25 protein-coding genes are annotated in these 25,176 nt (G+C 32.4%); 17 read left to right on the forward strand and 8 right to left on the reverse strand.

Annotation, left to right across the window (positions count from 1 at the left end):
• Positions 1–29: 29 nt before the first annotated feature.
• The gene (locus ACXGSQ_RS14415) at positions 30–410 is read left to right on the forward strand and encodes a RidA family protein (RefSeq protein WP_458626850.1); all 381 of its coding nucleotides are present in this window, start codon (positions 30–32) and stop codon (positions 408–410) included.
• Positions 411–554: 144 nt separating this feature from the next.
• The gene (locus ACXGSQ_RS14420; RefSeq protein ID WP_458626851.1) at positions 555–1,643 is read left to right on the forward strand and encodes a peptidoglycan bridge formation glycyltransferase FemA/FemB family protein; all 1,089 of its coding nucleotides are present in this window, start codon (positions 555–557) and stop codon (positions 1,641–1,643) included.
• Between the two features lie 286 nt (positions 1,644–1,929).
• Here ACXGSQ_RS14420 and ACXGSQ_RS14425 read toward each other — a convergent pair whose 3' ends face one another.
• A complete protein-coding gene (locus tag ACXGSQ_RS14425; protein WP_458626852.1) occupies positions 1,930–2,139 on the reverse strand; it encodes a hypothetical protein in 210 nt (69 codons plus the stop codon).
• A 162-nt stretch (positions 2,140–2,301) separates the two neighbouring features.
• Here ACXGSQ_RS14425 and ACXGSQ_RS14430 point away from each other — a divergent pair, with 162 nt between their 5' ends.
• From ACXGSQ_RS14430 to ACXGSQ_RS14445, 4 genes are all read left to right on the forward strand, one after another.
• Positions 2,302–3,078 (forward strand): TIGR02757 family protein, encoded by a 777-nt coding sequence (locus ACXGSQ_RS14430; RefSeq protein ID WP_458629368.1) that lies wholly within the window; start codon positions 2,302–2,304, stop codon positions 3,076–3,078.
• A gap of 205 nt (positions 3,079–3,283) precedes the next feature.
• Positions 3,284–4,324, forward strand: coding sequence for a GMP reductase (locus ACXGSQ_RS14435; RefSeq protein ID WP_458626853.1), 1,041 nt, complete (start codon positions 3,284–3,286; stop codon positions 4,322–4,324).
• 104 nt (positions 4,325–4,428) lie between these two features.
• Entirely contained in the window at positions 4,429–5,916 is a 1,488-nt protein-coding gene (locus tag ACXGSQ_RS14440) for a S10 family peptidase (RefSeq protein WP_458626854.1), read from the forward strand.
• Positions 5,917–5,984: 68 nt separating this feature from the next.
• A complete protein-coding gene (locus ACXGSQ_RS14445; protein ID WP_458626855.1) occupies positions 5,985–7,166 on the forward strand; it encodes a sensor histidine kinase in 1,182 nt (393 codons plus the stop codon).
• A 63-nt stretch (positions 7,167–7,229) separates the two neighbouring features.
• Here ACXGSQ_RS14445 and ACXGSQ_RS14450 read toward each other — a convergent pair whose 3' ends face one another.
• Positions 7,230–9,122, reverse strand: a complete 1,893-nt coding sequence (locus ACXGSQ_RS14450) for a M61 family metallopeptidase (RefSeq protein WP_458626856.1) — start codon at positions 9,120–9,122, stop codon at positions 7,230–7,232.
• Between the two features lie 84 nt (positions 9,123–9,206).
• On the opposite strand from ACXGSQ_RS14450, the gene ACXGSQ_RS14455 reads away from it, so the two are divergent.
• The 5 genes from ACXGSQ_RS14455 (at position 9,207) to ACXGSQ_RS14475 (ending at position 14,481) form a co-directional block, all read left to right on the forward strand.
• Positions 9,207–10,214: a glycosyltransferase family 2 protein gene (locus ACXGSQ_RS14455; RefSeq protein ID WP_458626857.1), complete on the forward strand. Its 1,008-nt coding sequence runs from the start codon at positions 9,207–9,209 to the stop codon at positions 10,212–10,214.
• A 112-nt stretch (positions 10,215–10,326) separates the two neighbouring features.
• The gene (locus tag ACXGSQ_RS14460) at positions 10,327–12,252 is read left to right on the forward strand and encodes a BatA domain-containing protein (RefSeq protein WP_458626858.1); all 1,926 of its coding nucleotides are present in this window, start codon (positions 10,327–10,329) and stop codon (positions 12,250–12,252) included.
• The gene (locus ACXGSQ_RS14465) at positions 12,249–13,502 is read left to right on the forward strand and encodes a dihydroorotase (RefSeq protein ID WP_458626859.1); all 1,254 of its coding nucleotides are present in this window, start codon (positions 12,249–12,251) and stop codon (positions 13,500–13,502) included. The genes ACXGSQ_RS14460 and ACXGSQ_RS14465 overlap by 4 nt, the downstream gene beginning before the upstream one ends.
• Positions 13,502–13,834, forward strand: a complete 333-nt coding sequence (locus tag ACXGSQ_RS14470) for a hypothetical protein (protein WP_458626860.1) — start codon at positions 13,502–13,504, stop codon at positions 13,832–13,834. Before ACXGSQ_RS14465 ends, ACXGSQ_RS14470 begins: the two co-directional genes overlap by 1 nt.
• A 2-nt stretch (positions 13,835–13,836) precedes the next feature.
• On the forward strand, positions 13,837–14,481 hold the full coding sequence (locus ACXGSQ_RS14475; protein WP_458626861.1) for an alpha/beta hydrolase: 645 nt from the start codon (positions 13,837–13,839) through the stop codon (positions 14,479–14,481).
• On the opposite strand, the gene ACXGSQ_RS14480 is transcribed toward ACXGSQ_RS14475, so the two are convergent.
• Positions 14,478–14,984, reverse strand: a complete 507-nt coding sequence (locus ACXGSQ_RS14480; RefSeq protein ID WP_458626862.1) for a hydrolase — start codon at positions 14,982–14,984, stop codon at positions 14,478–14,480. The genes ACXGSQ_RS14475 and ACXGSQ_RS14480 overlap by 4 nt on opposite strands.
• 2 nt (positions 14,985–14,986) lie before the next feature.
• Complete coding sequence (locus ACXGSQ_RS14485) at positions 14,987–15,748, reverse strand: MBL fold metallo-hydrolase (RefSeq protein WP_458626863.1); 762 nt, start codon at positions 15,746–15,748, stop codon at positions 14,987–14,989.
• Positions 15,749–15,954: 206 nt separating this feature from the next.
• Here ACXGSQ_RS14485 and ACXGSQ_RS14490 point away from each other — a divergent pair, with 206 nt between their 5' ends.
• Positions 15,955–17,409, forward strand: a complete 1,455-nt coding sequence (locus ACXGSQ_RS14490) for a TonB-dependent receptor (protein ID WP_458626864.1) — start codon at positions 15,955–15,957, stop codon at positions 17,407–17,409.
• An 83-nt stretch (positions 17,410–17,492) separates the two neighbouring features.
• Here the strand turns inward: ACXGSQ_RS14490 and bcp are convergent, their stop codons facing one another.
• A complete protein-coding gene (bcp, locus tag ACXGSQ_RS14495) occupies positions 17,493–17,948 on the reverse strand; it encodes a thioredoxin-dependent thiol peroxidase (RefSeq protein ID WP_458626865.1) in 456 nt (151 codons plus the stop codon).
• Positions 17,949–17,994: 46 nt separating this feature from the next.
• Between bcp and ACXGSQ_RS14500 the strand changes: the two genes are divergently transcribed.
• Both ACXGSQ_RS14500 and ACXGSQ_RS14505 read left to right on the forward strand, forming a co-directional pair.
• Positions 17,995–18,654 carry an endonuclease III domain-containing protein gene (locus ACXGSQ_RS14500; protein ID WP_458626866.1) on the forward strand — a complete coding sequence of 220 codons (660 nt, stop codon included), beginning with the start codon at positions 17,995–17,997 and terminating at the stop codon, positions 18,652–18,654.
• 86 nt (positions 18,655–18,740) lie between these two features.
• A complete protein-coding gene (locus ACXGSQ_RS14505; RefSeq protein ID WP_458626867.1) occupies positions 18,741–19,292 on the forward strand; it encodes a hypothetical protein in 552 nt (183 codons plus the stop codon).
• Between the two features lie 30 nt (positions 19,293–19,322).
• Here ACXGSQ_RS14505 and ACXGSQ_RS14510 read toward each other — a convergent pair whose 3' ends face one another.
• Both ACXGSQ_RS14510 and ACXGSQ_RS14515 read right to left on the reverse strand, forming a co-directional pair.
• Entirely contained in the window at positions 19,323–19,466 is a 144-nt protein-coding gene (locus ACXGSQ_RS14510) for a hypothetical protein (protein WP_458626868.1), read from the reverse strand.
• Between the two features lie 221 nt (positions 19,467–19,687).
• The gene (locus tag ACXGSQ_RS14515; protein WP_458626869.1) at positions 19,688–20,272 is read right to left on the reverse strand and encodes an RNA polymerase sigma factor; all 585 of its coding nucleotides are present in this window, start codon (positions 20,270–20,272) and stop codon (positions 19,688–19,690) included.
• A 328-nt stretch (positions 20,273–20,600) separates the two neighbouring features.
• Between ACXGSQ_RS14515 and uvrA the strand changes: the two genes are divergently transcribed.
• Together uvrA and ACXGSQ_RS14525 are read left to right on the forward strand one after the other, a co-directional pair.
• A complete protein-coding gene (gene uvrA / locus ACXGSQ_RS14520) occupies positions 20,601–23,390 on the forward strand; it encodes an excinuclease ABC subunit UvrA (RefSeq protein WP_458626870.1) in 2,790 nt (929 codons plus the stop codon).
• A 1-nt stretch (position 23,391) separates the two neighbouring features.
• Entirely contained in the window at positions 23,392–24,057 is a 666-nt protein-coding gene (locus tag ACXGSQ_RS14525; RefSeq protein WP_458626871.1) for a hypothetical protein, read from the forward strand.
• Positions 24,058–24,164: 107 nt separating this feature from the next.
• On the opposite strand, the gene ACXGSQ_RS14530 is transcribed toward ACXGSQ_RS14525, so the two are convergent.
• Positions 24,165–24,320 carry a hypothetical protein gene (locus tag ACXGSQ_RS14530; RefSeq protein WP_458626872.1) on the reverse strand — a complete coding sequence of 52 codons (156 nt, stop codon included), beginning with the start codon at positions 24,318–24,320 and terminating at the stop codon, positions 24,165–24,167.
• Between the two features lie 25 nt (positions 24,321–24,345).
• Between ACXGSQ_RS14530 and ACXGSQ_RS14535 the strand changes: the two genes are divergently transcribed.
• Positions 24,346–25,149 (forward strand): hypothetical protein, encoded by an 804-nt coding sequence (locus ACXGSQ_RS14535; protein ID WP_458626873.1) that lies wholly within the window; start codon positions 24,346–24,348, stop codon positions 25,147–25,149.
• Positions 25,150–25,176: the final 27 nt, after the last annotated feature.

The raw sequence follows: 25,176 nt of genomic DNA on the forward strand, positions 1-25,176 counted from the left end.
TAAAGATCCATATTTTTTTGGATAATGTCATGAAAAAAATAATTAACACTACAAAAGCACCAGCACCAATAGGCCCATACAATCAAGCTGTTTTAACTGGAAACACCTTATATACTTCAGGACAAATTGCTTTACATCCTGAAACGATGGAATTGGTTATAGATGATATTAAAACAGAAACCAAACAAGTTATGGAAAACATGAAAGCCGTTTTAGAAGCTGCAGACATGACGTTTGAAAACGTCATTAAATCATCCATATTTATTAGTGACATGAATAACTTTAAACAAATAAACGAGATTTACGGAAAATATTTTGATGAAGCTACAGCACCAGCAAGAGAAACTGTAGAAGTTGCTAACTTACCTAAATTTGTCAATGTTGAGATTAGTATGATTGCTGTAAAATAATCAGACTAGCATTCATTGTATACACCACAACGCACACAAACAACCGAATCACCTAAAAACCAAACATCTATAGATGTTTATTTTTTAATATTCCAGTTTTATATCTAAATAATTCATTAACTTTAGTCATAAATTTTCATCAAATTGATTAAAGTCATAAATGATATTATAGAATGGAAAACTCTATTATCCACAATAGAGCATTATGATTTTTACCATACTTATGACTATCATCAACTTTCCAAAAACGCTAACGAACACCCTATACTAATCCACTATACTGATGGGCATACATCTTTAGTACTACCTTTTCTTTTAAGAGACATAGAAGACTCAGACTATAAAGATGCAACATCTGTCTACGGTTATGCTGGTTTATTAGCTCTAAATATTGGTAAGGATTTTAATCCAGAACAGTTTCATAATGAACTCACTACTTTTTTTAATGAGAATAAAATCATAGCCGTCTTCTCTAGGTTCCATCCTTTTATTAAAGAAAGTGAATCAGTTTTAAATGGATTAGGAGACATTGTTTCACTTGGTAAGGTTGTATTTATTGATTTGAATAAACCCCTAAAGGACTTAAGAACGACCTACAATAGACGTTTAAGAACTTACTTAAATAAATCTCGCCGATTATGCTCCGTCTTTGAAGGCCATACAAAAGCGCATATTGATACATTCATTAAATTATATTTAGAGAATATGACGCGTATTGGGGCTGACGAGAGTTATCACTTCAGTAAAGACTATTACTATAGACTTTTAACGAGTAACGACTTTGTCTCAAAGCTAATGCTCTGTAAGCATAATGAAACACAAGAAATTATTGCTGGAGCTATATTTATAAAAACAGGATCTATTGTTCAGTATCATTTATCAGGACTTAATGAAGCCTACTTTAAGCTACAACCCATAAAACTTATTATTGATGAAATGTGTATTGTTTCGAGTAATGAAGGCTCAAAATATTTAAACTTAGGAGGGGGAAAAGGCAGCCAAGAAGACTCACTTTATCGATTTAAAAGAAAATTTTCGAAAAACGTTAAAATCTTTAAAGTCTGGAAATATATCGTTAATAAAGACATCTATAAAACTTTAGCTGAAAACCATTTAAAAACACAATTAGAATACAGTGAACTTAACAATGGTTATTTTCCGGCATATCGCGCACCAATAAAGTCTATTATCTCTTTTTTATCTGCCATAGAACTCATAGCTCTCCCATTTTAACTGATGGGTTACCAAGCCTACTTATTTTTTTGAAATTTTCCAAATAATTTTTCTTTTTGCAGTGCTCCATTGGGTTTATAAAATTCCCAAAGTCCCGTCCTCTTCCCTTTATAATAATACCCTTCTTTTCTCATATAGAATTTACACATTTTATAGTCGTAACTATAATTTGTAAAGGAAACGTTGCATGTGATGTGCTTATTAGAAGAAAAAAACTCATCCAAGTTGGCTACCTTAGTTTCTATCCTTGTCGTTAATTGTCCATGATCAAATTATTATTTGAATCCTAATAATACGTAGATAAATCTGCTCCCCAATTATCATAAACCGTTACTGTTTTTGAACCTCCTTTATAAAACCAAATACATTTGCCTACCTTCATCTCATAGACATATTCACCATGCTTATAATACTTTACAAGACCAAACACTTTAGGTTTTCCGTTTTTATAATAGTCATTAATTTCAACGGAATCAATTAAGATTAGACTTTTCATTACTTTTAAATAGTTCTAACCATATTGACAAAAACTAATTTTGAATAAAGATAATTGTAACCACTAATCTCATACCCCTTTACAATGATTTGTTATCATTATTCAAACTGAGTTTTACCATCACTAATAAAGAAGCTGTATTTTTACAACTCAAATTATAGAATAATATTGAAACTCAACTCATCAGAATTAAAAGACTTTCTAAACGAAAAAGTCAATCTTTACAATAATCCAAAGTTTATTGAGAGCGACCCTATCCAAATTCCGCATCAATTCTCTAAAAAAGAAGATGTCGAAATTGCTGCCTTCTTAACAGCAACCATTGCATGGGGAAATCGTAAAAGCATCATAAATAATGCGAATAAGATGATGGAGCTATTAGACTACTCCCCTTTTGAATTCATCAAACAACATCAACAAACCGATTTAGAACGGTTAACGCCATTTGTTCATAGAACCTTTAATGGCAATGATTTTATACAGTTTGTTAAGAGTTTACAACACATTTATAAAAATCACAATGGACTAGAAGCTGTATTTTCAAAATATGCCGAAGACGATTCGCTACAAAACAGTATTCATCATTTTAAACATGTATTCTTTGAACTCCCTCATTTGGATCGGACTGAAAAACATGTCAGTGATCCTTTAAAAAATTCAGCGGCCAAACGAATTAACATGTATTTGCGTTGGATGGTAAGAAATGACAAGAACGGAGTTGATTTTGGAATATGGAATTCACTATCACCTTCGCAATTAAGTTGCCCACTTGATGTGCATTCTGGAAATGTTGCTAGAAAATTAGGACTTCTTAAACGTAAACAAAATGATGGAAAAGCCTTAGCTGAATTAGACGCTAATCTTAGAAAACTAGATGTAACCGATCCTGTAAAATACGACTTTGCTCTATTTGGTTTAGGGGTTTTTGAAGGTTTTTAAAGTCCACAACAAAAAAAAACAATAAACACATGAAAATCAAGCACTTAAATACAATATTCTTAATATTACTTAATATTTAAGAATCATTTCTTTTAAAATCCTGTTTTAAACAATTGTTAATAAAACATTATAAGACAAATAGAATTACAATCTTCGTTTTTCAAAGAACTTGTATTTTTGAAAGCTACCAATAATGCTTTTAAAGATGCATATAGAACACGATATAAAATTAGGCTTTAAAGATGTAATGATTCGCCCCAAACGCTCCACCCTAAAGAGCAGATCTCAAGTAACTTTGGAACGCGATTTTACGTTTTTAAATAGTAAAGCAAATTGGACAGGAATACCAATAATGGCAGCCAACATGGATACTGTTGGTACGTTTGAAATGGCTCTAGCCTTATCTCAACAAAAATTATTTACAGCCATTCATAAACATTATTCTACCAAACAGTGGGATATTTTTTTAAATACAGCTCCAAAAAATATTATAAACTATATCGCTATAAGCACTGGTACAGGAAAAGCGGATGCTCAAAAATTAAAGACAGTTTTTAAAAGCCATCCAGAATTAAAATTTATATGTATTGATGTTGCCAATGGGTATTCTGAGCATTTTGTAGAGTATTTACAACAAACACGAGAACAATATCCAAACAAAGTGATTATTGCTGGTAATGTTGTTACCGGAGAAATGGTAGAACAATTATTACTTTCTGGTGCAGATATCGTAAAAGTAGGAATTGGTCCTGGTAGCGTTTGTACTACACGAGTTAAAACAGGAGTGGGCTACCCACAATTATCTGCAATTATAGAATGTGCAGATGCTGCTCATGGTTTAGGTGGACAAATTATTAGCGATGGAGGCTGTTCAACACCTGGTGATGTTGCTAAAGCTTTTGGTGCTGGCGCCGACTTTGTAATGCTTGGAGGCATGTTTGCTGGCCATACCGAAAGTGGTGGAGAACTTATCACTCGCAATGCACAGCAATACAAACAATTCTATGGTATGAGTTCTGCTACAGCTATGAGTAAATATGTTGGTGGTGTTGCAGAATATAGAGCTAGTGAAGGTAAATCCGTTGAAGTCCCATACAAAGGAGATGTTAAAGATACACTGCTAGATATTTTAGGTGGTATACGAAGTACTTGTACTTATGTTGGGGCACAACGTTTAAAAGAGTTAACAAAACGTACCACATTTATAAGAGTCGCAGAACAAGAAAATCAGGTTTATAATCGTTAAAAACATTACAACGGGAAATATAATTCCGAATTGAGTATGTTAAAAGGTACTAATTTTCAGCATTCAAATGAGTACCTTTAAACTTTACTAATAAAACTACCCCTATGAAACATTGTATATTCATCTTTTTGTGCGCCACTTTTACGTTTAGCTTTTCTCAAAACATAAAAATCCCTACTGACACTGTACACGTTACTAATCATACCGTTACAATAAAAGGCAAGCAAATTAATTATAAAGCGGAAACAGGTTTTCAACCCGTTTGGGATGATGAGGGTAACATAATCGCATCACTTTATTACACGTATTACAAAAGAACAAATGATGTAAAAAATAACAACAGACCAATTATTTATTCATTTAATGGAGGGCCTGGTTCCGCGTCACTATGGATGCATATCGCCTATACAGGACCAAAAGTTCTCAATATCGATGACGAAGGTTACCCAATACAGCCTTATGGCGTAAAAGATAATCCTAATTCTATTTTAGACGTCGCTGATATTGTCTTCATTAACCCCGTAAATACGGGTTATTCTAGAAAAATAGCCGATAAAAATGGAAAAATGCCAGATGACAAATTATTCTTTGGTATTAATGCCGATATTAAATATCTCGCTAGTTGGATGAATACCTTTACCACAAGACAAAACAGATGGCCATCTCCTAAGTACATTATCGGAGAGAGTTATGGTGGCACTCGCGTTATGGGATTATCGTTAGAGTTACAAAATAAACAATGGATGTATTTAAATGGAGTCATTATGGTATCTCCTGCAGATTATAAAGTCTTAAGAGTTGGTGGGCCTTTAGCTTCTAGTTTAAATTTACCATATTTCACAGCTGCTGCTTGGTATCATAAAATGCTAAATCCTACGCTTCAAAATAAAGATTTACTCGACATATTACCTGAAGTTGAACATTTTGCAATTAACGATTTAATGCCTGCCATTGCTAAAGGTGGTTTTATCTCTGACAATGAAAAACAAGCCATTGCAAAACAGATGAGTTATTATTCGGGATTATCCGAGAAAGTTATTTTACAACAAAATTTAGATGTCCCAAATCGTTTTTTCTGGAAAGAATTACTTCGAGATAAAACAGGAGAAACCATAGGACGATTAGATTCTAGATATATCGGAATAGATAAGGTCGAAACCGGAACAAGCCCAGATTATAGTCCTGAGCTCACATCTTGGCTACATTCTTTTACTCCTGCTATTAATTATTATATTCAAAATGAATTAGGATTTAAAACAGACCTAAAGTACAATGTCTTTGGTAACACAGGGCGTTGGGACAATTCAAAGGATAACACAAGAGATAATTTACGTCAGGCTATGGCACAAAATCCTTACTTAAAAGTATTTACTCAATCTGGGTATTATGACGGTGCAACAACTTATTTTTCTGCTAAATATTCGCAATGGCAGATTGATCCTAGTGGAAAAATGAAAGATCGTTTTTCTTTCAAAGGCTACAGAAGCGGTCACATGATGTACTTAAGAAATGACGATTTAATTAAAGCGAATGACGACTTGCGTGATTTTATTGAAAATTCACTTTCAAAAGGAAAATCTGCAAAATATTAATGCCCTATAGTTTAATAACTAATAACTCTATCCTTAAAAATCTACCTAAGTCTTAAAAATTCACTTTTATGAAAGCTCCTAAATTTCCTACTAATGAAGCAGAACGCCTTAAAGCCGTCAAATCATATAATATACTAGATTCTTTACCCGAAAAAGATTACGATAATCTAACAGAATTGGCGGCAATGATTTGTGATGTTCCGATCGCCTTAATCACAGTGCTCGATAAAGATCGGAATTTTTTTAAGTCTCTTTATGGAATCAACTTTACGGAATCTCCAAGAGATACTTCTTTTTGTGGACACGCCATTTTAGAAAATGATATATTCATTATAAATGATGCTAGAGAAGATATCCGGTTTATAGACAACCCTTTGCTTGAAGAACAAAACCTCGTTTTTTACGCAGGAGTACCATTACTTAACCAATCAGGATACAATTTAGGTACCATTTGCATTTTTGACCACCAGCCAAGACAACTCCATGACACACAAATACAAGCTCTAAAAACTCTTGGACAACAGGCTGTAAATTTATTAGAATTAAGAAAAAAGAATGCGAATCTAAACCTCATAAAACAAGAATTAGAAATGCGTAACAAACAACTTAACTCATTTGCTAGTGTTGTTTCACACGACTTAAAATCACCTTTATCAAATATTATATCGTTAACAAACTTATTAAAAATTGAAAACAAAAATGAGTTATCAGATGAGGCCTTTCAGTATTTAAATTATATTGAAGATTCGACAACGGTTCTTAAAGATTATATTGATGGTATTTTAAAGTACTATACCGCAGATGAACTTTTAAAATCAACAAAAGAAGATATACTATTAAGTGACATCGCTGAAAACATAAAACATATCCTCATTTCTAAAAATGATCAGCTCCTATTTAATGATACTGTTATAAAAGATATAAATAAAGCGGCTTTATCTCAAATTCTTATAAATTTAGTTGACAACGCACTTAAATATAATGATAAGACTGAACGCATCATTCAAATTAACTATCAGTCATCAGCGACACATCATGAATTTAGTGTTAAAGACAACGGCATAGGTATTCCTGTAAGTCAGCAAGATGAAGTTTTTGATATATTTAAGACGGCAGATAATAATTTTGTGAAATCGACTACAGGTATTGGACTAAGTACTGTAAAAAACTTAGTTGAAAAACTTAACGGTCATATTTCTGTAGTATCAGAATTAGGAAAAGGAAGTACCTTCAGTTTTACCATAGAATAATTACGACATAAAAAAGCTGATATCAATTACGATTATCAGCTTTTTTTAGGTGTAAAATATGCTTTATCCTTTTAACCAAGCTGATCTTAACGCTTGTTGTTCTGTGGTGGCATTTTCATCTTCAACTATAGATTCCGCTGGCGCATAAGCTTTAGTTAACGTTGTTTTTATTACAATAGGTTTTCCATCACGCTCTAAATCTACAGTGATTTCTTGTCCTTCTTTCCATTCAAACATACTTAAAATAACGTCATTAGCATTAATCAATGTTAATTCTTTACCATTAACTTTCTTAATCACATCACCAGCTACAATACCTTGTCCTTTCCAAAACGAATTATTCAATGCCATTGGTGAAAAGAAAATCTCCCCTTTTAGCTGGTCAGCTTCAAAAATAATATTTTGTCCACCTGCAAAAATATAATTAGTTTCAACCTGTGTTTCACCTAAAGTTAAACCTACTAATTTTAAATACTCATAGTAATTAATTGGTACATCTCCTTCAACATGGGTTTTTAAAAACTCACCCACACTAGGATAGGTCATAGCCGTAATTTCTGCTATTAATTTATCATCCTCAAACGGTTTATTTTTGCCGTATTTTGTAGATAGTTCTTTCATTAAAGATAACATACTTCTTTGACCATCACTTTCTTTTCTCATTAAAATATCAATACACATCCCGATTAACGCACCTTTCATGTAAACATTATAGTAGTTATCGGCATATGGATCTTCTAATACATTTTCACTCATAATAGTAAAACTCATAGCATCATCCCATCGCTTAGAAATATTGATTTTAGAATAAATCGTATTATAAAACTCGTTATTTTCAATTAAGCCTTCATAAACTTGAAAGTGTTGAGCAAAATACTCTGTCACACCTTCGTACATCCATAAATGCTTAGAAAAGGTTGGTTTATTGTAATCAAAATAATGTACATCCTCAGAATGCACAGATAATGGAGTTACAATATGAAAAAACTCATGTGCTATAACATCTACCAATGAGACTTTAAGACTCTCAGCACTTTCACTTTCTTTAAAAACGGCAACAGTAGATGTATGGTGTTCTAATGCTCCAAAGCCTTTAGGGTCATGATCCCCTCCTCTTGATAAGTACAAATAAATATCATAACGAGGTGTACTGTTTATATCACCTAAATATGCTTTTTGTGCCTGCATCATTTTAACTATGGTCTCTTTTAAACTCGCGGCAGTATGCTTATTAGTAGGAGAATAAAGACTTAACACAATCTCAATATCTCCAACCATAAATTCTTCAACATCCAATCTCCCATACATCATTGGGTTATCTGTAATATCAAAATAACGCTGTCCAAAATAACGGGTTGTAACAGATTTACCATCTGCACTAGTTGTGGTTCCTTTATCTTCTAAAGCAGAGGCTCTAACAAAATCAGCTGGAGCTGTAACATCCACCGCGTATTGCGAATTCTTTAAAGAATCAAAATACCCTATAAACCCATGAAGATTTAATACAAAGTTATCTTCTTCTATATTTGTTCCTGCTGGAGAAAAAGGCTCCTCGCCTCCAATACCACCAGTTATTTCAACATCAAAAGTATCGTTAACATAATACTGAAGTTTATCTAATTTAGTTGCATCAGCAATCGTCCATGTATTGTCATCAACTTTAGTTACAGTTAATTCATTACCCTTGTAATCGATAGCTTTAAAATCATCAATATACTTCCCAAAATCACTAACAGAATAAGTTCCTGGAACAACTCTTGGCAACCTATAAGTTACAGTTTCAGTAGTAAAACGACCTGGATTTATGGTTACAGGCACCCTATCATTATTAACAGCCGTTAGATCTAATGCTGTTTCAATAGGATTGTTTATAGCTAAATCAACAACGTTTTGCTTTGCAGTTCCGCAACCAACCAAAACGATACTTAAGCCAAGAATGGCAAAATAATTCTTCATGTTTTTGTATTTATTTTTTTACAAGTCGCACAAATCTACAATCTGTTACTATTAAAAACCTAAAGGTTTTGTTAAATTCGCGGTATGTCACAGCCCTTAGTTAGCATCGTTATTCCGTTTAAAAACACAGAAGTATTTATATTGGAATGCATTACGTCAATAATAAAACAAACCTATTCCAATTGGGAAGCTATTTTTATTGATGATAATTCTAATGATAATTCTTTCCAGATTGTTGAAAACCAAGCTCAGATTGATTCTAGAATAAAACTTTATAAAAACAAAGGCAGCGGAATTATTGAAGCACTAAGAACGGCTTATAGCTATAGTTCAGGAGTATATATTACTAGAATGGATAGTGATGACCTAATGACTCCAAACAGGCTTGAAGTTATGACCAACAAGCTTCTAAAACAGGGCAAAAAACATCTCGCCGTTGGGCAGGTGAACTATTTTAGAGTAGATGGACTTAGTGATGGCTTTGCGCGCTACGAACGTTGGCTAAATTCGTTAACAATAGAAGGTAAAAACTATTCTGAAATTTATAAAGAATGTGTTATTCCATCTCCATGTTGGATGCTACATCGCGATGATTTTGATGCCTGCGGTGCCTTTAATTCCGAAACTTATCCTGAAGATTACGATTTAGCATTCCGGTTTTATAAAGCGAATTACACTTGTATTCCCTGCTCTGACGTTTTACTTCATTGGCGCGATTATAGTACTAGAACCTCTAGAACACACAAACACTATGCTGAGAATTCATTTCTAGACCTGAAAGTTCATTATTTTTTAGAGTTGAATTATGATGCAACTAGACCATTAGCAATTTGGGGTGCAGGTACAAAAGGCAAAACATTAGCTAAAATCCTTTTAAAAGAAAATATTCCGTTCTATTGGATTTGCGATAACCCGAAGAAAATCGGAAAACACATTTACGACCAAGAACTCTATAATTTTGATTATCTAACTGCGCTTAAGCAACCACAAAGTATTGTAACTGTAGCCAATTCTGAAGCTCAAAAAGAAATTAAACGTTATTTTCAAACCAAAAACATGAAAGCCATGATCGATTATTTCTTTTTCTGTTAAAATTCTCAAAAGCCAAACGAGGTAATAGCGTATGATTATATATATTTGAATCATTAAGGCCTATCTGTTTTTGAAATTTGACAGGTCTCTTAAAAAACCATAATAACAACGCATGCAGTTCAAAAACCCAGAATTACTTTACGCCTTATTTTTGCTGGTTGTTCCTATTCTGATACATTTATTTCAACTACGACGTTTTCAGAAGGTTGAATTTACTAACGTTAAGTTTTTAAAATCGGTAAAGCTCCAAACGCGTAAAAGTTCTCAGCTAAAAAAATGGATAACCTTACTAACGCGAATGCTACTTTTAGCTTGTGTCATCATTGCTTTTGCTCAACCTTTTATTCCAAATACTGAAGACTTTAATGAAGTTCAAGAAACGGTTATATACTTAGACAACTCTTTTAGCATGCAAGCCAATGGTCGTAATGGCACCTTGTTAAATGAAGCCATTCAGGATATTATCAATACCTTACCTGAAGATGAATCCTTTACCTTATTCACTAATAACGCAACTTTTAGAAATACAACGGTTAAAGCTTTAAAAAACGATTTAATACAATTAACTTATTCTCCCACACAACTCAATTATGATGCTGTTTATTTAAAAGGCAAACAACTCTTTTCAAATAAAATCACAGCAACTCAAAACTTAATTTTAGTTTCAGATTTTCAACAAAAAGGGCACCCATTACGTTTTGATGCTGATAGCACGATTCAACTTAAATTAGTTCAACCAAAATCAACACTAGTTTCAAATATAAGCATTGATAGCGTTTATATTACGAATTCAACTGCCGAAACAATAGACCTAAACGTAAAATTATCTAACGCTGCAGAACCTATTGATAATTTGTCTATTTCCTTATTTAATGACGAAATATTACTCACCAAAAGTGCCGTGGCGATTGACAAGGATGCAGAAACAACATTTACCATTGCCAATAATAAAATAATTAACGGCAAATTAATGATTGATGATGCAGGTTTACAATACGATAATTCATTTTATTTTAATATGAATTCTAAACCAAAAATTAAAGTATTAGCTATAAATGAAGATGCTGACGATTCTTTTTTAAAGCGAATTTATACTCACGATGAATTCGATTATAAGAGCTTCAAAATAAATGCGCTGAATTTCAATTTAATTCCAGAGCAAAATCTTATCATTTTAAACGAACTGGATGACATTTCAAATGCATTAAAAACAGCTCTAATCGCTTTTAATAAAGATGGAGGAAAGATATTAATTATCCCTTCAAACCAAATCAACTTAGATTCTTATAATCAAGTATTTAAAGATTTAAACATAGATCATTTTGGGAATCCGAATACAAATAAAAAACAAATCACTAGTATTAATTATGAGCATCCGCTTTTAGCTAATGCTTTTTATTCTAAAGTCACTAACTTTCAATATCCTAAGATTAAACAATCGTATCCTTTTTCTTCAAATTCTAATGCCGTTTTATCCTATGAAGATGGTTCACCATTCTTAGTAGGAAATACCAATACTTATGCATTTTCATCGGCATTAAATTCAGAAAATTCAAATTTTAAAAATTCGCAATTAATAATTCCGGTCTTCTATAATATGGGATTACAAAGTTTAAAACTTTCTAAATTATATTACACGATTGGACAACCCAATACGATTGCCATTGAAACATCTATAGGACAAGATGATATTTTAACTTTGGTTTCTGATGAAACATCGGTTATTCCTCTTCAAAAAACGTATAGCAAATCTGTGATTTTAGAAACCGAAGATTATCCTTATACGGCTGGTATTTTAAAAGTTATGAATAAAAAGAATAGCCTTCAAAATTTAAGTTTTAATTATAATAGAGCTGAAAGTCAGCTTAGCTATTACGATTTAAGCACTTTAAATAATGCTACTGTAGACTCTAGCTTAGCAACAACGATCAATACGATAAAAAGTAACACAAATGTTAATGCGCTATGGAAATGGTTTGTTATTTTTGCACTAGCATTTTTAATAGTAGAAATGTTACTACTAAAATATCTTAAATGAACGCACTCATAAAATCTGCAACCATCGTTGATTCTAAAAGTGATTTTCACAATGAAACGGTTGATATTTTAATTGAAAAAGGTCGTATTTCTAAGATCTCTAAACGCATTACCAATTCAAATAATTACCAAGAAATTAAACGCGATAATTTGCATATTTCTCAAGGTTGGTTTGATAGCAGCGTGTCTTTTGGAGAGCCGGGTTATGAAGATCGGGAAACCATAATTAATGGCCTAAAAACAGCTGCAAATTCTGGTTTTACCGCTGTAGCCCTAAATGCTAATTCTCATCCTGTAATTGACAGTTATGCCGATATTACCTTTGTAAAATCTAAAGCAAATAACAATGCAGTTAGCCTTTACCCTATTGGGGCATTAACGCAAATGAGTAAAGGTGAAGATTTGGCCGAGTTGTTTGATATGACCAATGCAGGAGCGGTTGCTTTTTACGACTATCAAAAACCAATATCGAATCCTAATCTCATGAAAATTGCGTTACAATACGCAAGTAATTTTGATGGCTTAATCTGTTCTTTTCCTCAAGAATCTAAAATCTCTGGTTTAGGTGTTGTAAATGAACACATAAATAGTACAAAATTAGGTTTAAAAGGGAATCCGGCTTTAGCTGAAGAGTTACAAGTCGCTCGAGATTTATTCTTATTAGAGTATACTGAAGGTAAACTTCATATACCAACAATATCGACGGCAAAATCTGTTGAATTGATTAGAGCTGCAAAAGCGAAAAAAATGAATGTCACCTGTAGTGTTGCTATTCATAATTTAGTGTTTACGGATGCTGTTTTGCACGACTTTGATACGCATTTTAAAGTCCTTCCTCCACTGAGAACACAATCGGATTGTGATGCTTTAATTGAAGGCCTAAAAGACGGCACAATTGATATGGTAACCACAGACCATAACCCTATTGACATTGAACATAAGAAGATTGAATTCGATTATGCCAAATATGGTACGATTGGTTTAGAATCTGCTTTTGGAGCCTTGCAAAATCTCTTTACAACTAAAAAATCGATAAGCCTTTTAACACAAGGTAAATCTAGATTTGGAGTTTCTGAAACTTCAATAAATGAAGGAGAAATTGCCGATTTAACGTTATTTAACCCTGAAACAACATACGAATTCAACAGCTCTCATATTTCATCGCGATCTAAAAATAGTGCTTTTTTAGGTTCGCAACTTAAAGGTGAAACTTATGGTGTTATTGCCAACAATAAAATTGTTTTAAAATAATGAATCAAAACACAATAAACGAAGGTAAAACTTTAGGTTTAATAGCTTACTTAACCTTATTAGGTACTTTAGTCGCATTTTTTGTAAACCAAGATAAACGTAATCCATTTACAGCTTTTCATATTAGACAAGGTTTAGGATTAGGTATTAGTTACATCCTAATGGCATATATTATCAGCAGTTTAAACAGTATGATGATTAGTATGTCCTTTTGGATTTTCTTTTCAGTATTATATCTCTATGGCATTTATGGGGCCATAACAGGCAAACAAAACAAAATACCATTACTTGGTGATTTTTTTCAAAAAACATTTAAAACTATAGGGCAATAATTATGTCGAAATTACACTACATTACTAGACCTTCTTCATTAAAAGAAAATGCTCCTTTACTTATAATGTGTCATGGTTATGGCAGTGATGAAAATGATTTGTTTTCATTCGCTTCAGAATTGCCAGAAGAATTAATGATTATTTCATTGAGAGCTCCTTATGCCATGCAACCCTACGGAAACGCTTGGTACGCCATTAATTTTGATGCAGATAAAGGTAAATGGAGTGATAATGAACAAGCTAAAGAGTCAGTGGATAAAATCGCCGAATTTATAGATTATGCTTGCTCCACATATAATGTAGACTCAAAAAATGTAACGCTTTTAGGTTTTAGTCAAGGTACTATTTTGAGTTATGCTGTAGCATTGACTTATCCTAAAAAAGTTAAAAACATTATAGCCTTAAGTGGTTATATCAATGAAGATATTATACCAGAATCTATAGACAAAAATGCTGTGGCGCATCTAAATTTCTTCTGTTCTCATGGTACCGCAGACCAAGTAATCCCTGTAGATTGGGCTCAAAAAGCAGCTGTATTTCTAAAAGCTTTAAATATTAATTACACCTATTCCGAATACCCTGTAGGACATGGAGTAGCACCTCAGAATTTTTATGATTTAAAAACTTGGTTAGAAACGTATATCTAATTAAGTTTAGGATATAAAAAGTAGTCTACTAACTTGTATTTAAGATCATTATTTTCGTCAATAGAATACGTTACAAATATTTCACCCCAAAGGTCTCCATCTGTAAAATTTGCGACAATCCATTTGTGATTCATAACTCTAACCTTATTGATTAATAATTTAGAATCTGTTGTGGATACGTAAGGGACTATAGGATGATCTTCACCTTCATAGTCATTCATATTGTATAACCCTTCAATAATAGCAGGAATCAACTGCTCTGTATCATAACCAAAGGCTTCAAAATAGCTTAATGCATCTTCATTTCTATCAATACTAAAATAACTCAGATCAAAATTTTGTTCTTCTAATGTTTTTATAGTTTTATCCTTTTCAGCAACCTTAGCTTTTAGTTTAACGATGTCTTCTTCGTACTTATCAATAATATTTTTTGAATTCACGTATTGAAAAACAATTAATAGTACTGAAAAAACAAATAAATACATTAAAATTTTATTCTTCATATCTAAATAGTAATTTGTAAGTTATCGTAAGCTAAAAAAACGTTTTCTGGCAGCATTTGTTGTACATCATCATGAAACCCTAAAAGATGACTAACATGTGTTAAATAAGCACGTTTAGGATTTACACGCGCAATAAAATCTAAGGCCTCTTCTAAGTTGAAATGCGCCAAATGGGGTTTTATTCGCAACGCATTGACCACCAAAACATCTAAATTTTGAAGTTTTTCAATTTCAGCATCAGCAATCGTTTTCATATCTGTTAAATACGCAAAATTATGAAATCTATAACCAAAAACCTGAAGCTTATAATGTAAACCATCAATCGGAATCACCTTAAGGTTACCTGCAGAAAAAGGTTCGTTCTTTACTTCATTTTTAATAACCGACGGAACTCCTGGATATTTGTTTTCAGTTGTAAAAATATAATCAAAACGTTTTTCTAATGCTTTAAAAACACGTTGGTGTGCATACAACGGAATATCGCCTTGTCTGAAAAAAAACGGACGAATATCATCTAATCCCATCGTATGATCAGCATGTTCGTGAGTAAAAATAATCCCATCAATTCGTGAGACATTAGCTCTGAGCATTTGCTGTCTAAAATCGGGGCCGCAATCTATCACAAAAGTATAATTGTCCCACTCTACTAAAACCGAAACACGTAAGCGTTTATCTTTAGGATTTTCGCTTAAACATACAGGGTGATCACTACCAATAATTGGAATGCCTTGCGATGTACCTGTTCCTAAAAATGTAATTTTCAAAATTCTTTAATTTAAGGATAGACCTCCAAATTGCAATACTCTCAAAAAAAAGTTCTTTTTTTATTTAAATATCATAAAAACGAAAAAAAACAAGCAATACAATTAATATATTTTCAATTTAGAAGTGTCATGACAAAAATAAACTTATTTTTTTGTTTGCAATAGTAAAACAGTACCTTTGCTTAAACGATGCAAACCCAATATCTATGGATGACATAACGTATACAGGCGACTCAGATTTTGAAAATATTCCATCATTAAAAGACAAAGCTCTACGTATTAATCTTAACGCTGACATTTACGGTACATTTTCTGAAATTGGTGCAGGGCAAGAAACTGTTCGACATTTTTTTAGAGCAGGAGGTGCTTCTGGCACAATTGCAAAAGCCATGTCTGCTTACGATAAAGATTTTAGTGATGCCATTTACGGCATTGAAGATGATAAGCGCTATGTTACTGAAGCTAGACTTCGTAAAATGTTAAATCACGAAGTGAATTTAATGGAAGAGCGCATTACAAGAGAAAAACACCCAAATAAAATATTTTTCTCATATGCAAATACAGTGACCACTATTGATTTTGCAAAACAATACAAAGGGCATGGTTGGGTTGGTATAAAATATCAAGTAGGACCAAACCAAGAGTATAATGACATTATAATTCACGTTCGTTTTAAAGAAAATGACGCCCGTTTACAACAAGAAACACTTGGTAAATTAGGCACTAACTTAATTTATGGTGCATTTTACAAATACAACCAACCAAGAAAACTACTTCGCTACTTATACGATCATTTAGATAAAGACCAATTAGAAATTGATACTATTAATTTCTCTGGTCCTGTTTTTAAAGATGTTGACAACCGATTAATGAGTTTACAACTGGTTAAAAACGGTATGACAGATGCTGTAATGTTTGCTCCAGATGGGAACAACGTTTTACCAGCACGTGTCCTTTATAAAAAGAATATTTTAGCATTAAGAGGTAGCTTTAGACCTGTAACTAAAGTTAATATGGACATGTTTGAGAGATCTTACGAAATGTTCATTAAAGAAAATAAAGTTGATAAGGAAAAAACGCAAGTTATTTTTGAAATCACACTATCTAACTTAAGAGCTGAAGGTGAAATTGACGAACAAGATTTTATGGATCGCGCAAAACTCTTGTGTTCTTTAGGACAAACCGTTTTAATTTCAAACTTCCAAGAATACTATAAATTAGTAGAATACTTCTCTCAATACTCTAAAGCCAGAATGGGACTAGCCATGGGTGTCAATAACCTCGTAGATATCTTTGACGAGAAATATTACCGTCATTTAAGTGGTGGAATTTTAGAAGCCTTTGGTAAATTATTTTACAAAGATTTACGCGTGTATTTATACCCTATGGTAAATGAAGATGATAGTTTAACTACTAGCGAAAATCTTAAAGTACATCCACGTATGAAAGAGCTTTACAAGTTCTTTAAATACAATGGCAAAGTGGTTGATATTATTGATTATAACGCTTCTAATCTAGATGTTTTCTCAAGAACAGTACTTAAGATGATTTCTGAAAATGAAGAAGGCTGGGAATCGATGTTACCAGAAGGTGTTTCTAAATTGATAAAAGAAAAGAGCTTATTTGGTTGTGAATCTGAAGAGGTAATACAAAAGAGATAACATCAAATTATAGGATATAAAAAAGCGACCAATATGCTAAATTTTGTAGTGTATTGGTCGCTTTTCTTTACTCTTATTTTGTCTTATTCTCCTAAGATCTGCTCTGCATGAGCCTTCGTTTTTACTTTTGAAATAATAGTTTCAATAACACCATTTTCATCTATAACAAATGTTGTTCTATGAATACCGTCATATTCTTTTCCCATAAATTTCTTTGGTCCCCAAACTCCGAAAGCCTCAATAACAGCTTTATCTTCATCTGCTAATAATGGATATTGAAATGCATATTTATTTTTAAAATTAGATTGCCTTTTCGCACTATCTGCACTGACTCCTAGAATTTCATAACCTTGTGCTCTAAAACGCTCGTAATTATCATTGAGATTACAAGCTTCTGCGGTACAACCCGGAGTACTTGCTTTTGGATAAAAGAAAACCACTAACTTTTTACCTTTATAATCTGATAATGAAATGGTATTGCCTTGTTCATCTTTTGCTGAAAAATTTGGTGCCTTATCTCCTACTTTTAAATGTGTCATAATTACGTAAATTTGTATTCAATCTCTGATGAGGTAAAAATACAAAATGACTAAACAAGAAAAAGTAAATTTCGTTATAAATACACTGTATAAATTATATCCTGAAATTCCGGTGCCGCTAGACCACAAGGATCCTTATACATTGTTAATTGCCGTATTAATGTCCGCACAAAGTACAGATGTACGCGTCAATAAAATTACACCGCTGTTGTTTGAACGTGCCGACAATCCTTACGACATGATTAAATTAAGCATTGAAGAGATTAGAGACATCATAAAACCAGTTGGCTTATCTCCAATGAAGAGTAAAGGTATTCACGGTTTATCGCATATACTCATTGATAAACATGATGGTAAAGTCCCAAAAACTTACGAGGAACTTGAAGCATTACCAGCTGTTGGCCACAAAACAGCGGCTGTTGTATTATCTCAAGCCTTTGGGATCCCGGCTTTTCCTGTAGATACACATATTCATCGCTTAATGTACCGCTGGAATTTAACTAATGGAAAAAACGTAGTCCAAACCGAAAAAGATGCGAAACGTATATTCCCAAAAGAACTTTGGAACGACCTACATCTTCAAATTATATGGTATGGCAGAGAGTATTCACCTGCTCGTGGTTGGGATTTAGATAAAGATATTATCACCAAAACTATTGGTCGGAAATCGGTTTTAGAGGATTATTATAAAAAGAAGAAAAAGTAAAACACATTGATTCAAATGCGTAATGATATGGAAAACAAGTTAGTGACGGTATAATTCTTGATGCCGTATTAAAAAACCAACAACACATGAAAAACATCCTTATTCTAGCATTCCTTATTATTTTAACGTCTTGTATCCCTTATAAGGTTGCTCCTAAATTCAAGAATCAAGATTATAAAATAATGCAAGCAAAAAAATTTCAGCGTAAAATGCCTAGGGAAACTGCTTTCATTTTTAAAGACCCCAAAGATGCTGAAGAATTCTATAATTATATCAATAAAAAATACAGATTAAATAATGTGGATGTCGGTTACAATGTACCTTTTCAACTTGAAAATCAAACACTTTATTTATCATATTATGAAGCCGAAAGAACCGATGAAAAAGTAAATCTACCTCTAGTTTTAATTGATGCAAAGCGGGAAGGTAATGGAAACTCACGCTTATTCGAAAATAACTATACTAGCAGAACAGGACATTGGTATATTATTTTAACAGTATATGATGAAAACATAAAAAACTGCTTAAGAGACCATCATCCTTTAAAAGAAAAAACTATTGAGTATTTAAAAGATCTAAAGGAAGAATATCTAACAACTCAAAATTATGAAGCGTTACTTTTTACAAAAAAATCCTGATGCTTTTACATCAGGATTTTTTTCTTAAACTTAATTTAAAAGTGCTTCAAACTTCAGTTTATTATAGTCTATAACACTTAAAGCTTTTGAATAATTCAAAATAAAACTTATCGTTTCATCTTTTGGTATTAAATTATTATTTTTTGGGGAAGCATGAGAGTAAATTTTTGCCATTTTAACAATTTAAGAGTTTATATATAGCAAAAACGAACTTATACGGACTTTATTGCGTATCATCATCAAATCTTCACTAAAAGAACCGTATTACCCTGTTTCTTTTTCCTTAATCAATTGAACAGAACATTTACCGAATTTAGCGTTATACCTAAATGTTGAATACCCTAATTAGAAAACAATTCAAATCTATTAGGATTCATTTTAGAGTTAACTTAGTACTAATTAGTTAAAATGATATTATTTTGTTCAATCACTTTTCGCATATTAATAAGCGCATAACGCATTCTACCCAAAGCTGTATTTATACTTACACCTGTGCGTTCAGAGATTTCCTTAAAACTCATGTCTTGATACATACGCATCAAAAGCACTTGTTTTTGATCTTCTGGTAATTCTTCAATAATACGTCTTACATCAGATTCTACCTGGTCTTTAATGAGCACTTTCTCAGCATTTAAACTAGAATCGCTTAGCACTGAAAAGATACTGAACTCGCCTGCATTATCAAATTTTGGCATTCGACTATTTTTTCTAAAATGATCAATTACCAAATTATGAGCAATACGCATAACCCAAGGTAAAAATTTACCTTCCTCATTATACTTACCTCGTTTTAAGTTTTTAATAACCTTAATAAAGGTATCCTGAAAAACATCTTCAGTAATAGCTCTGTCATAAACTTTAGAGTAAATAAAACTGTAAATTTTTTGCTTATGCCTCTCTATTAAAATTGAAAGTGCATTTTCGTGACCATTAATGTAGTTGCTGACCAACTCCGCGTCTTGGATAAGTTCTTTGTTCATAATAATTACTTTAGTCCTTAGTCATTGCTAACTAAGTTTGGGGTTTCTAGCTGTTTTCTAAAAGTAATATTATGCTATACGCAGATGATTTTATAAGATGAATAGGTTTCAAATATAACAACAATCATTCCGAATAAACAAAAAATAGCACTAAATTTTAACATTTTATAGAATAAAAAGTTCCTTTAATAGATAAAACAACTGTTAAATCGGTAATAATTGAATGTTATCATTTACGATTATAACCCTCTTAGCGAATTATATCACATATTTTAATCTTTACTCGCTATTGTAGTATCTTTGCAAACTTACATACCGAAAGTAACCTATGAATACTACTGTTTTAGACGTTAGCCCAAAGGAAAATATTATTATTAAAGGAGCAAAACTCCATAATCTTAAAAATATTGATGTGGTTATTCCTCGGAATAAATTGGTCGTTATAACGGGTTTATCTGGTTCAGGAAAATCTAGCTTAGCATTCGATACGCTTTATGCTGAAGGCCAAAGACGCTATGTAGAAAGCTTGAGCAGTTATGCACGTCAGTTCTTAGGTCGACTTAACAAACCCAAAGTAGATTACATTAAAGGAATTGCTCCTGCGATTGCTATTGAGCAAAAAGTAAACTCAACAAATCCAAGATCAACCGTTGGTACAACAACAGAAATTTACGATTATCTAAAATTATTATTTGCAAGAATAGGAAAGACCTACTCACCTATTTCGGGTGAAGAAGTTAAAAAACATACCGTTTCTGATGTCATAACTTTTATTTCTAAATTTGAAGAAGGGACTAAATTATTACTCTTATCTCCTATTTTATTAGAAGAAGGCAGAACCATTGAAAACAAACTTCAAACCTTACAACAACAAGGTTACGCACGTATTAAAATAAAAGACGATGTTGTTAGAATTGATGATGCCTTAAAACAAAATATATCTTCAGCTGATGATTTATTTTTAGTTGTGGATAGAATTGTCTTTAAAAATGATGAAGACTTTTTAAACCGATTAGCAGATGCTGTAGGAACGGCTTTTTACGAAGGTGTAGGTACCTGTATTATAGAATCCCTATCAGATAAAAAGCAAACCGTATTCAATAATAAGTTTGAACTTGATGGCATGTCTTTTTTAGAACCAAATGCACATTTATTCAGCTTTAACAATCCTTATGGAGCCTGTCCTAAATGTGAAGGTTATGGTGATGTTATTGGTATTGATGCCGATTTGGTAATTCCAAACACAGCCTTATCCGTTTTTGAAAATGCTATTTTTCCATGGAGAGGTGAAAGTATGAGCTGGTACAGAGATCAATTGGTTAATAATTCGCATGAATTCGATTTTCCTATTCATAAGCCTTATTTTCAATTAAGTGACGAACACAAAGCACTCATCTGGAAAGGCAATAAATACTTTGAAGGTTTAGATGATTTCTTTACTGAATTAGAATCTAAAGCCTATAAAATTCAGAATCGCGTGATGTTATCGCGTTATCGCGGTAAAACAAAATGTAATGTTTGTAAAGGTAAGCGCCTACGTGTAGAAGCCAGTTATGTTAAAATTAACAATGCAACTATCACTGATTTAGTCGATTTACCTATAGACGAACTCACCGTCTTTTTTAAAAACTTAAAGCTAAGCGAAAGTGATGCTAAAATCGCAAAACGCCTTCTAACAGAAATCAATACCCGATTAGAGTTTTTATCTAATGTAGGTTTAAGTTATTTAACCCTGAATCGCAAATCGAATACCTTATCTGGCGGTGAAAGTCAACGTATAAACCTAGCCACTTCTTTAGGAAGTAGCTTAGTGGGTTCTATGTATATTTTAGATGAACCAAGTATTGGCTTGCATCCAAAAGATACCGAACGTTTAATAAACGTCTTAAAATCTCTACGAGATCTAGGTAATACAGTTATCGTTGTAGAACATGATGAAGACATTATGAAAGCAGCAGATGCTATTATTGACATTGGTCCAGAAGCCGGAACTCTTGGAGGTGAAGTGGTCGCTGTTGGTGATTTTAAAGAAATATTAAAAGCCAATACTTTAACAGCAAAGTACCTAAATGGGCAATTAGAAATAGAAGTACCTAAAAAACGAAGAACTTCAAAATATAATATTGAAATTGTTGGTGCACGTGAAAATAACTTAAAAAATGTAACGGTTAATTTTCCATTAGAAATGCTAACGGTTATTACAGGAGTTTCTGGAAGTGGAAAAAGCACTTTAGTTAAAAAAATAGTATTTCCTGCCATTCAAAAGAAACTCACTGGATTTAGTGATAAAATTGGTCAGGTTTCAGAAATCAAAGGTAATTACAGCAATATTCAGCATGTAGAATTTGTAGATCAGAATCCTATTGGGCGTTCGTCGCGTTCTAACCCAGTGACTTATATTAAAGCTTATGATGATATTCGTGCATTATTTGCTTCTCAAAAATTAAGTAAAATTAGAAACTACGCTGCCAAGCATTTTAGTTTTAACGTCGATGGTGGCCGCTGTGAAACCTGTAAAGGTGAAGGAGAAGTTACAATTGAAATGCAATTTATGGCCGATGTGCACTTAACCTGTGATACCTGCGGTGGTAAACGCTTTAAAAAAGAAGTACTAGAAGTTAAGTTTGAAGGCAAATCTATAGATGACATTTTAAATCTTACAATAGATGATGCTATCGCTTTCTTTGAAGCACATAAGGAAACCAAGATTAAAGGTAAATTGCAACCACTACAAGATGTTGGTTTAGGCTATGTCACTTTAGGACAGTCTTCTTCTACCCTTTCTGGTGGAGAAGCGCAGCGTATAAAACTGGCGACGTTTTTAGGCAAAGGAAGTAAAAGCGATAATGCGCTTTTCATCTTTGATGAACCTACAACTGGGCTTCATTTTCATGATATAAAAAAGTTACTCAAATCATTTCAAGCTTTAATTGCTAAAGGCCATTCTATCATAGTCATTGAGCATAATATTGATTTAATAAAATGTGCCGATTATATTATTGATTTAGGTCCTGAAGGCGGAAAACACGGTGGCCAATTAATCGCTGCAGGCACGCCTGAAGATATTGTGAAGAATAAAAATTCGGTTACAGGAAAATATCTAAAAGAAAAATTATAAGATGGATTTACCCGAAGGTTTTCACAACGAAGTTATTGAAGCTAAAGCAAATACACCTAGTAATAATGACACTATAAAATCTAAAGTTTCAACATCTCCTTTAAAACCTGGTGGTGCCAATTTTAAAACCAATGTTTTAATTCAAGCAAATCCTTCTAAATTAATTTATAAACCTTCAATCGGAGCAGCTATCTTTAGCTTTATATTTTTAGCTGTTGGTTTGGGAGTTTTATTTTTTAATCTCGTTCCATTATTTAAAGGAAATTTAGAATCCATTTCTATCAATTGGTTTCTTATTATTTTTGGACTCGTTTTTTCTGGAGCAGGAGGTTTTATGTTTTATATATTTTACAAACCGCGAGTTTTCGATAAACAGCAGGGGCTTTATTACACAACGTATGCATTCAAAACGCAGCGCTCTAAAAGAAAACATTCCGAAGACTATTTATCTTTAAAATCAATAATTGCCATTCAAATTATAGGAGAACACGTTCAAAGTGATGATGGCTCTTATAAAAGTTTTGAACTTAATTTAGTACTAGATGATGCGTCTAGAAAAAATGTTGTAGATCATGGTAATTTAAAATCTATTATTAGAGATGCTGAAATGTTGAGCGCCTTTTTAAAAGTTCCTATTTGGCATGCTGGTCCAATTAGTAATTTATAGATCACTTGTCTTTACTAAGACTAAGCTATTAACATCTTAAAAACTACTTACATTATATAGGCAGCTTGTTTCTTACCTATTAGGATGAGGCTATAAATTATAAATGATTAGGATAAGATTTTAGCAACTGTTCTTATATTTTCTTCAGTTATAGCTGTCACTAATTCTAAAGTCACTTTTGTTTTTAACGCGTTAAAATAGGCAACTAAAATGGCTGCCTTATTTATGTTTTTTTTATAACTAATAGAGAATGAATGCTTCAACTAAATAATTATATTTGCCCATCATATGATAGAATTTCTATTCTTAATTAAATTAATCGTCGCCATTGCATTTGTTATAGGCTTATCGGTTCTGGCTGAGAATGTAAGCCCCAAAGTTGCAGGGATCTTATCAGGTTATCCTTCTGGTTCTGCTATAACTTTATTCTTTTTTGGTTTAGAAGTTAATCCTGAATTTGCTGCAGAAAGTGCCGTTTATAATATGATTGGATTGAGTGCCACCTTATCCTTTGTTTATATTTATTACATAGCATCAAGGCACTTTAAAAACTATAATATTCTCTTATCTTCTTTGTGTGCTATTATTGGCTACTTTATTATTGTTTCATTATTACAACGTATTGAAATTAATAAATACATCGCTATATTAATTCCGATTGCATGTTCTTTTCTATACATCTATCTTTTCAAAAATATTAAGAATATTAACATTCAAACTAAGGTAAAACTCAATTATAGAATTCTATTTGTGAGAGCCTTTTTTGCTGCCTTAATTATATTGGTAATTACGAGTGTCCCAAAATTTGTAGGATCTACTTGGGCTGGGCTTTTTTCTGCTTTCCCTACCACGCTTTTTCCTTTAATGCTAATCATTCACTTTACCTATTCAAAAGAACATGTGCATACGGTGATTAAAAATGTTCCGATTGGAATGTTTTCGTTAATCATTTATTCGTTAACAATATCCATCGTTTACCCCTTATTTGGAATATATATAGGTACCCTTATCTCATTCGGTGTAGCTACAATCTACCTTATTGCTTACAAAAAAATAAAAAGCCTTCTAGACAAGAGTAAACGCACCTATTAATTCATAAGCTTAATTACAGTGTCTATG

The organism is Winogradskyella sp. PC D3.3 (genome assembly GCF_054366245.1).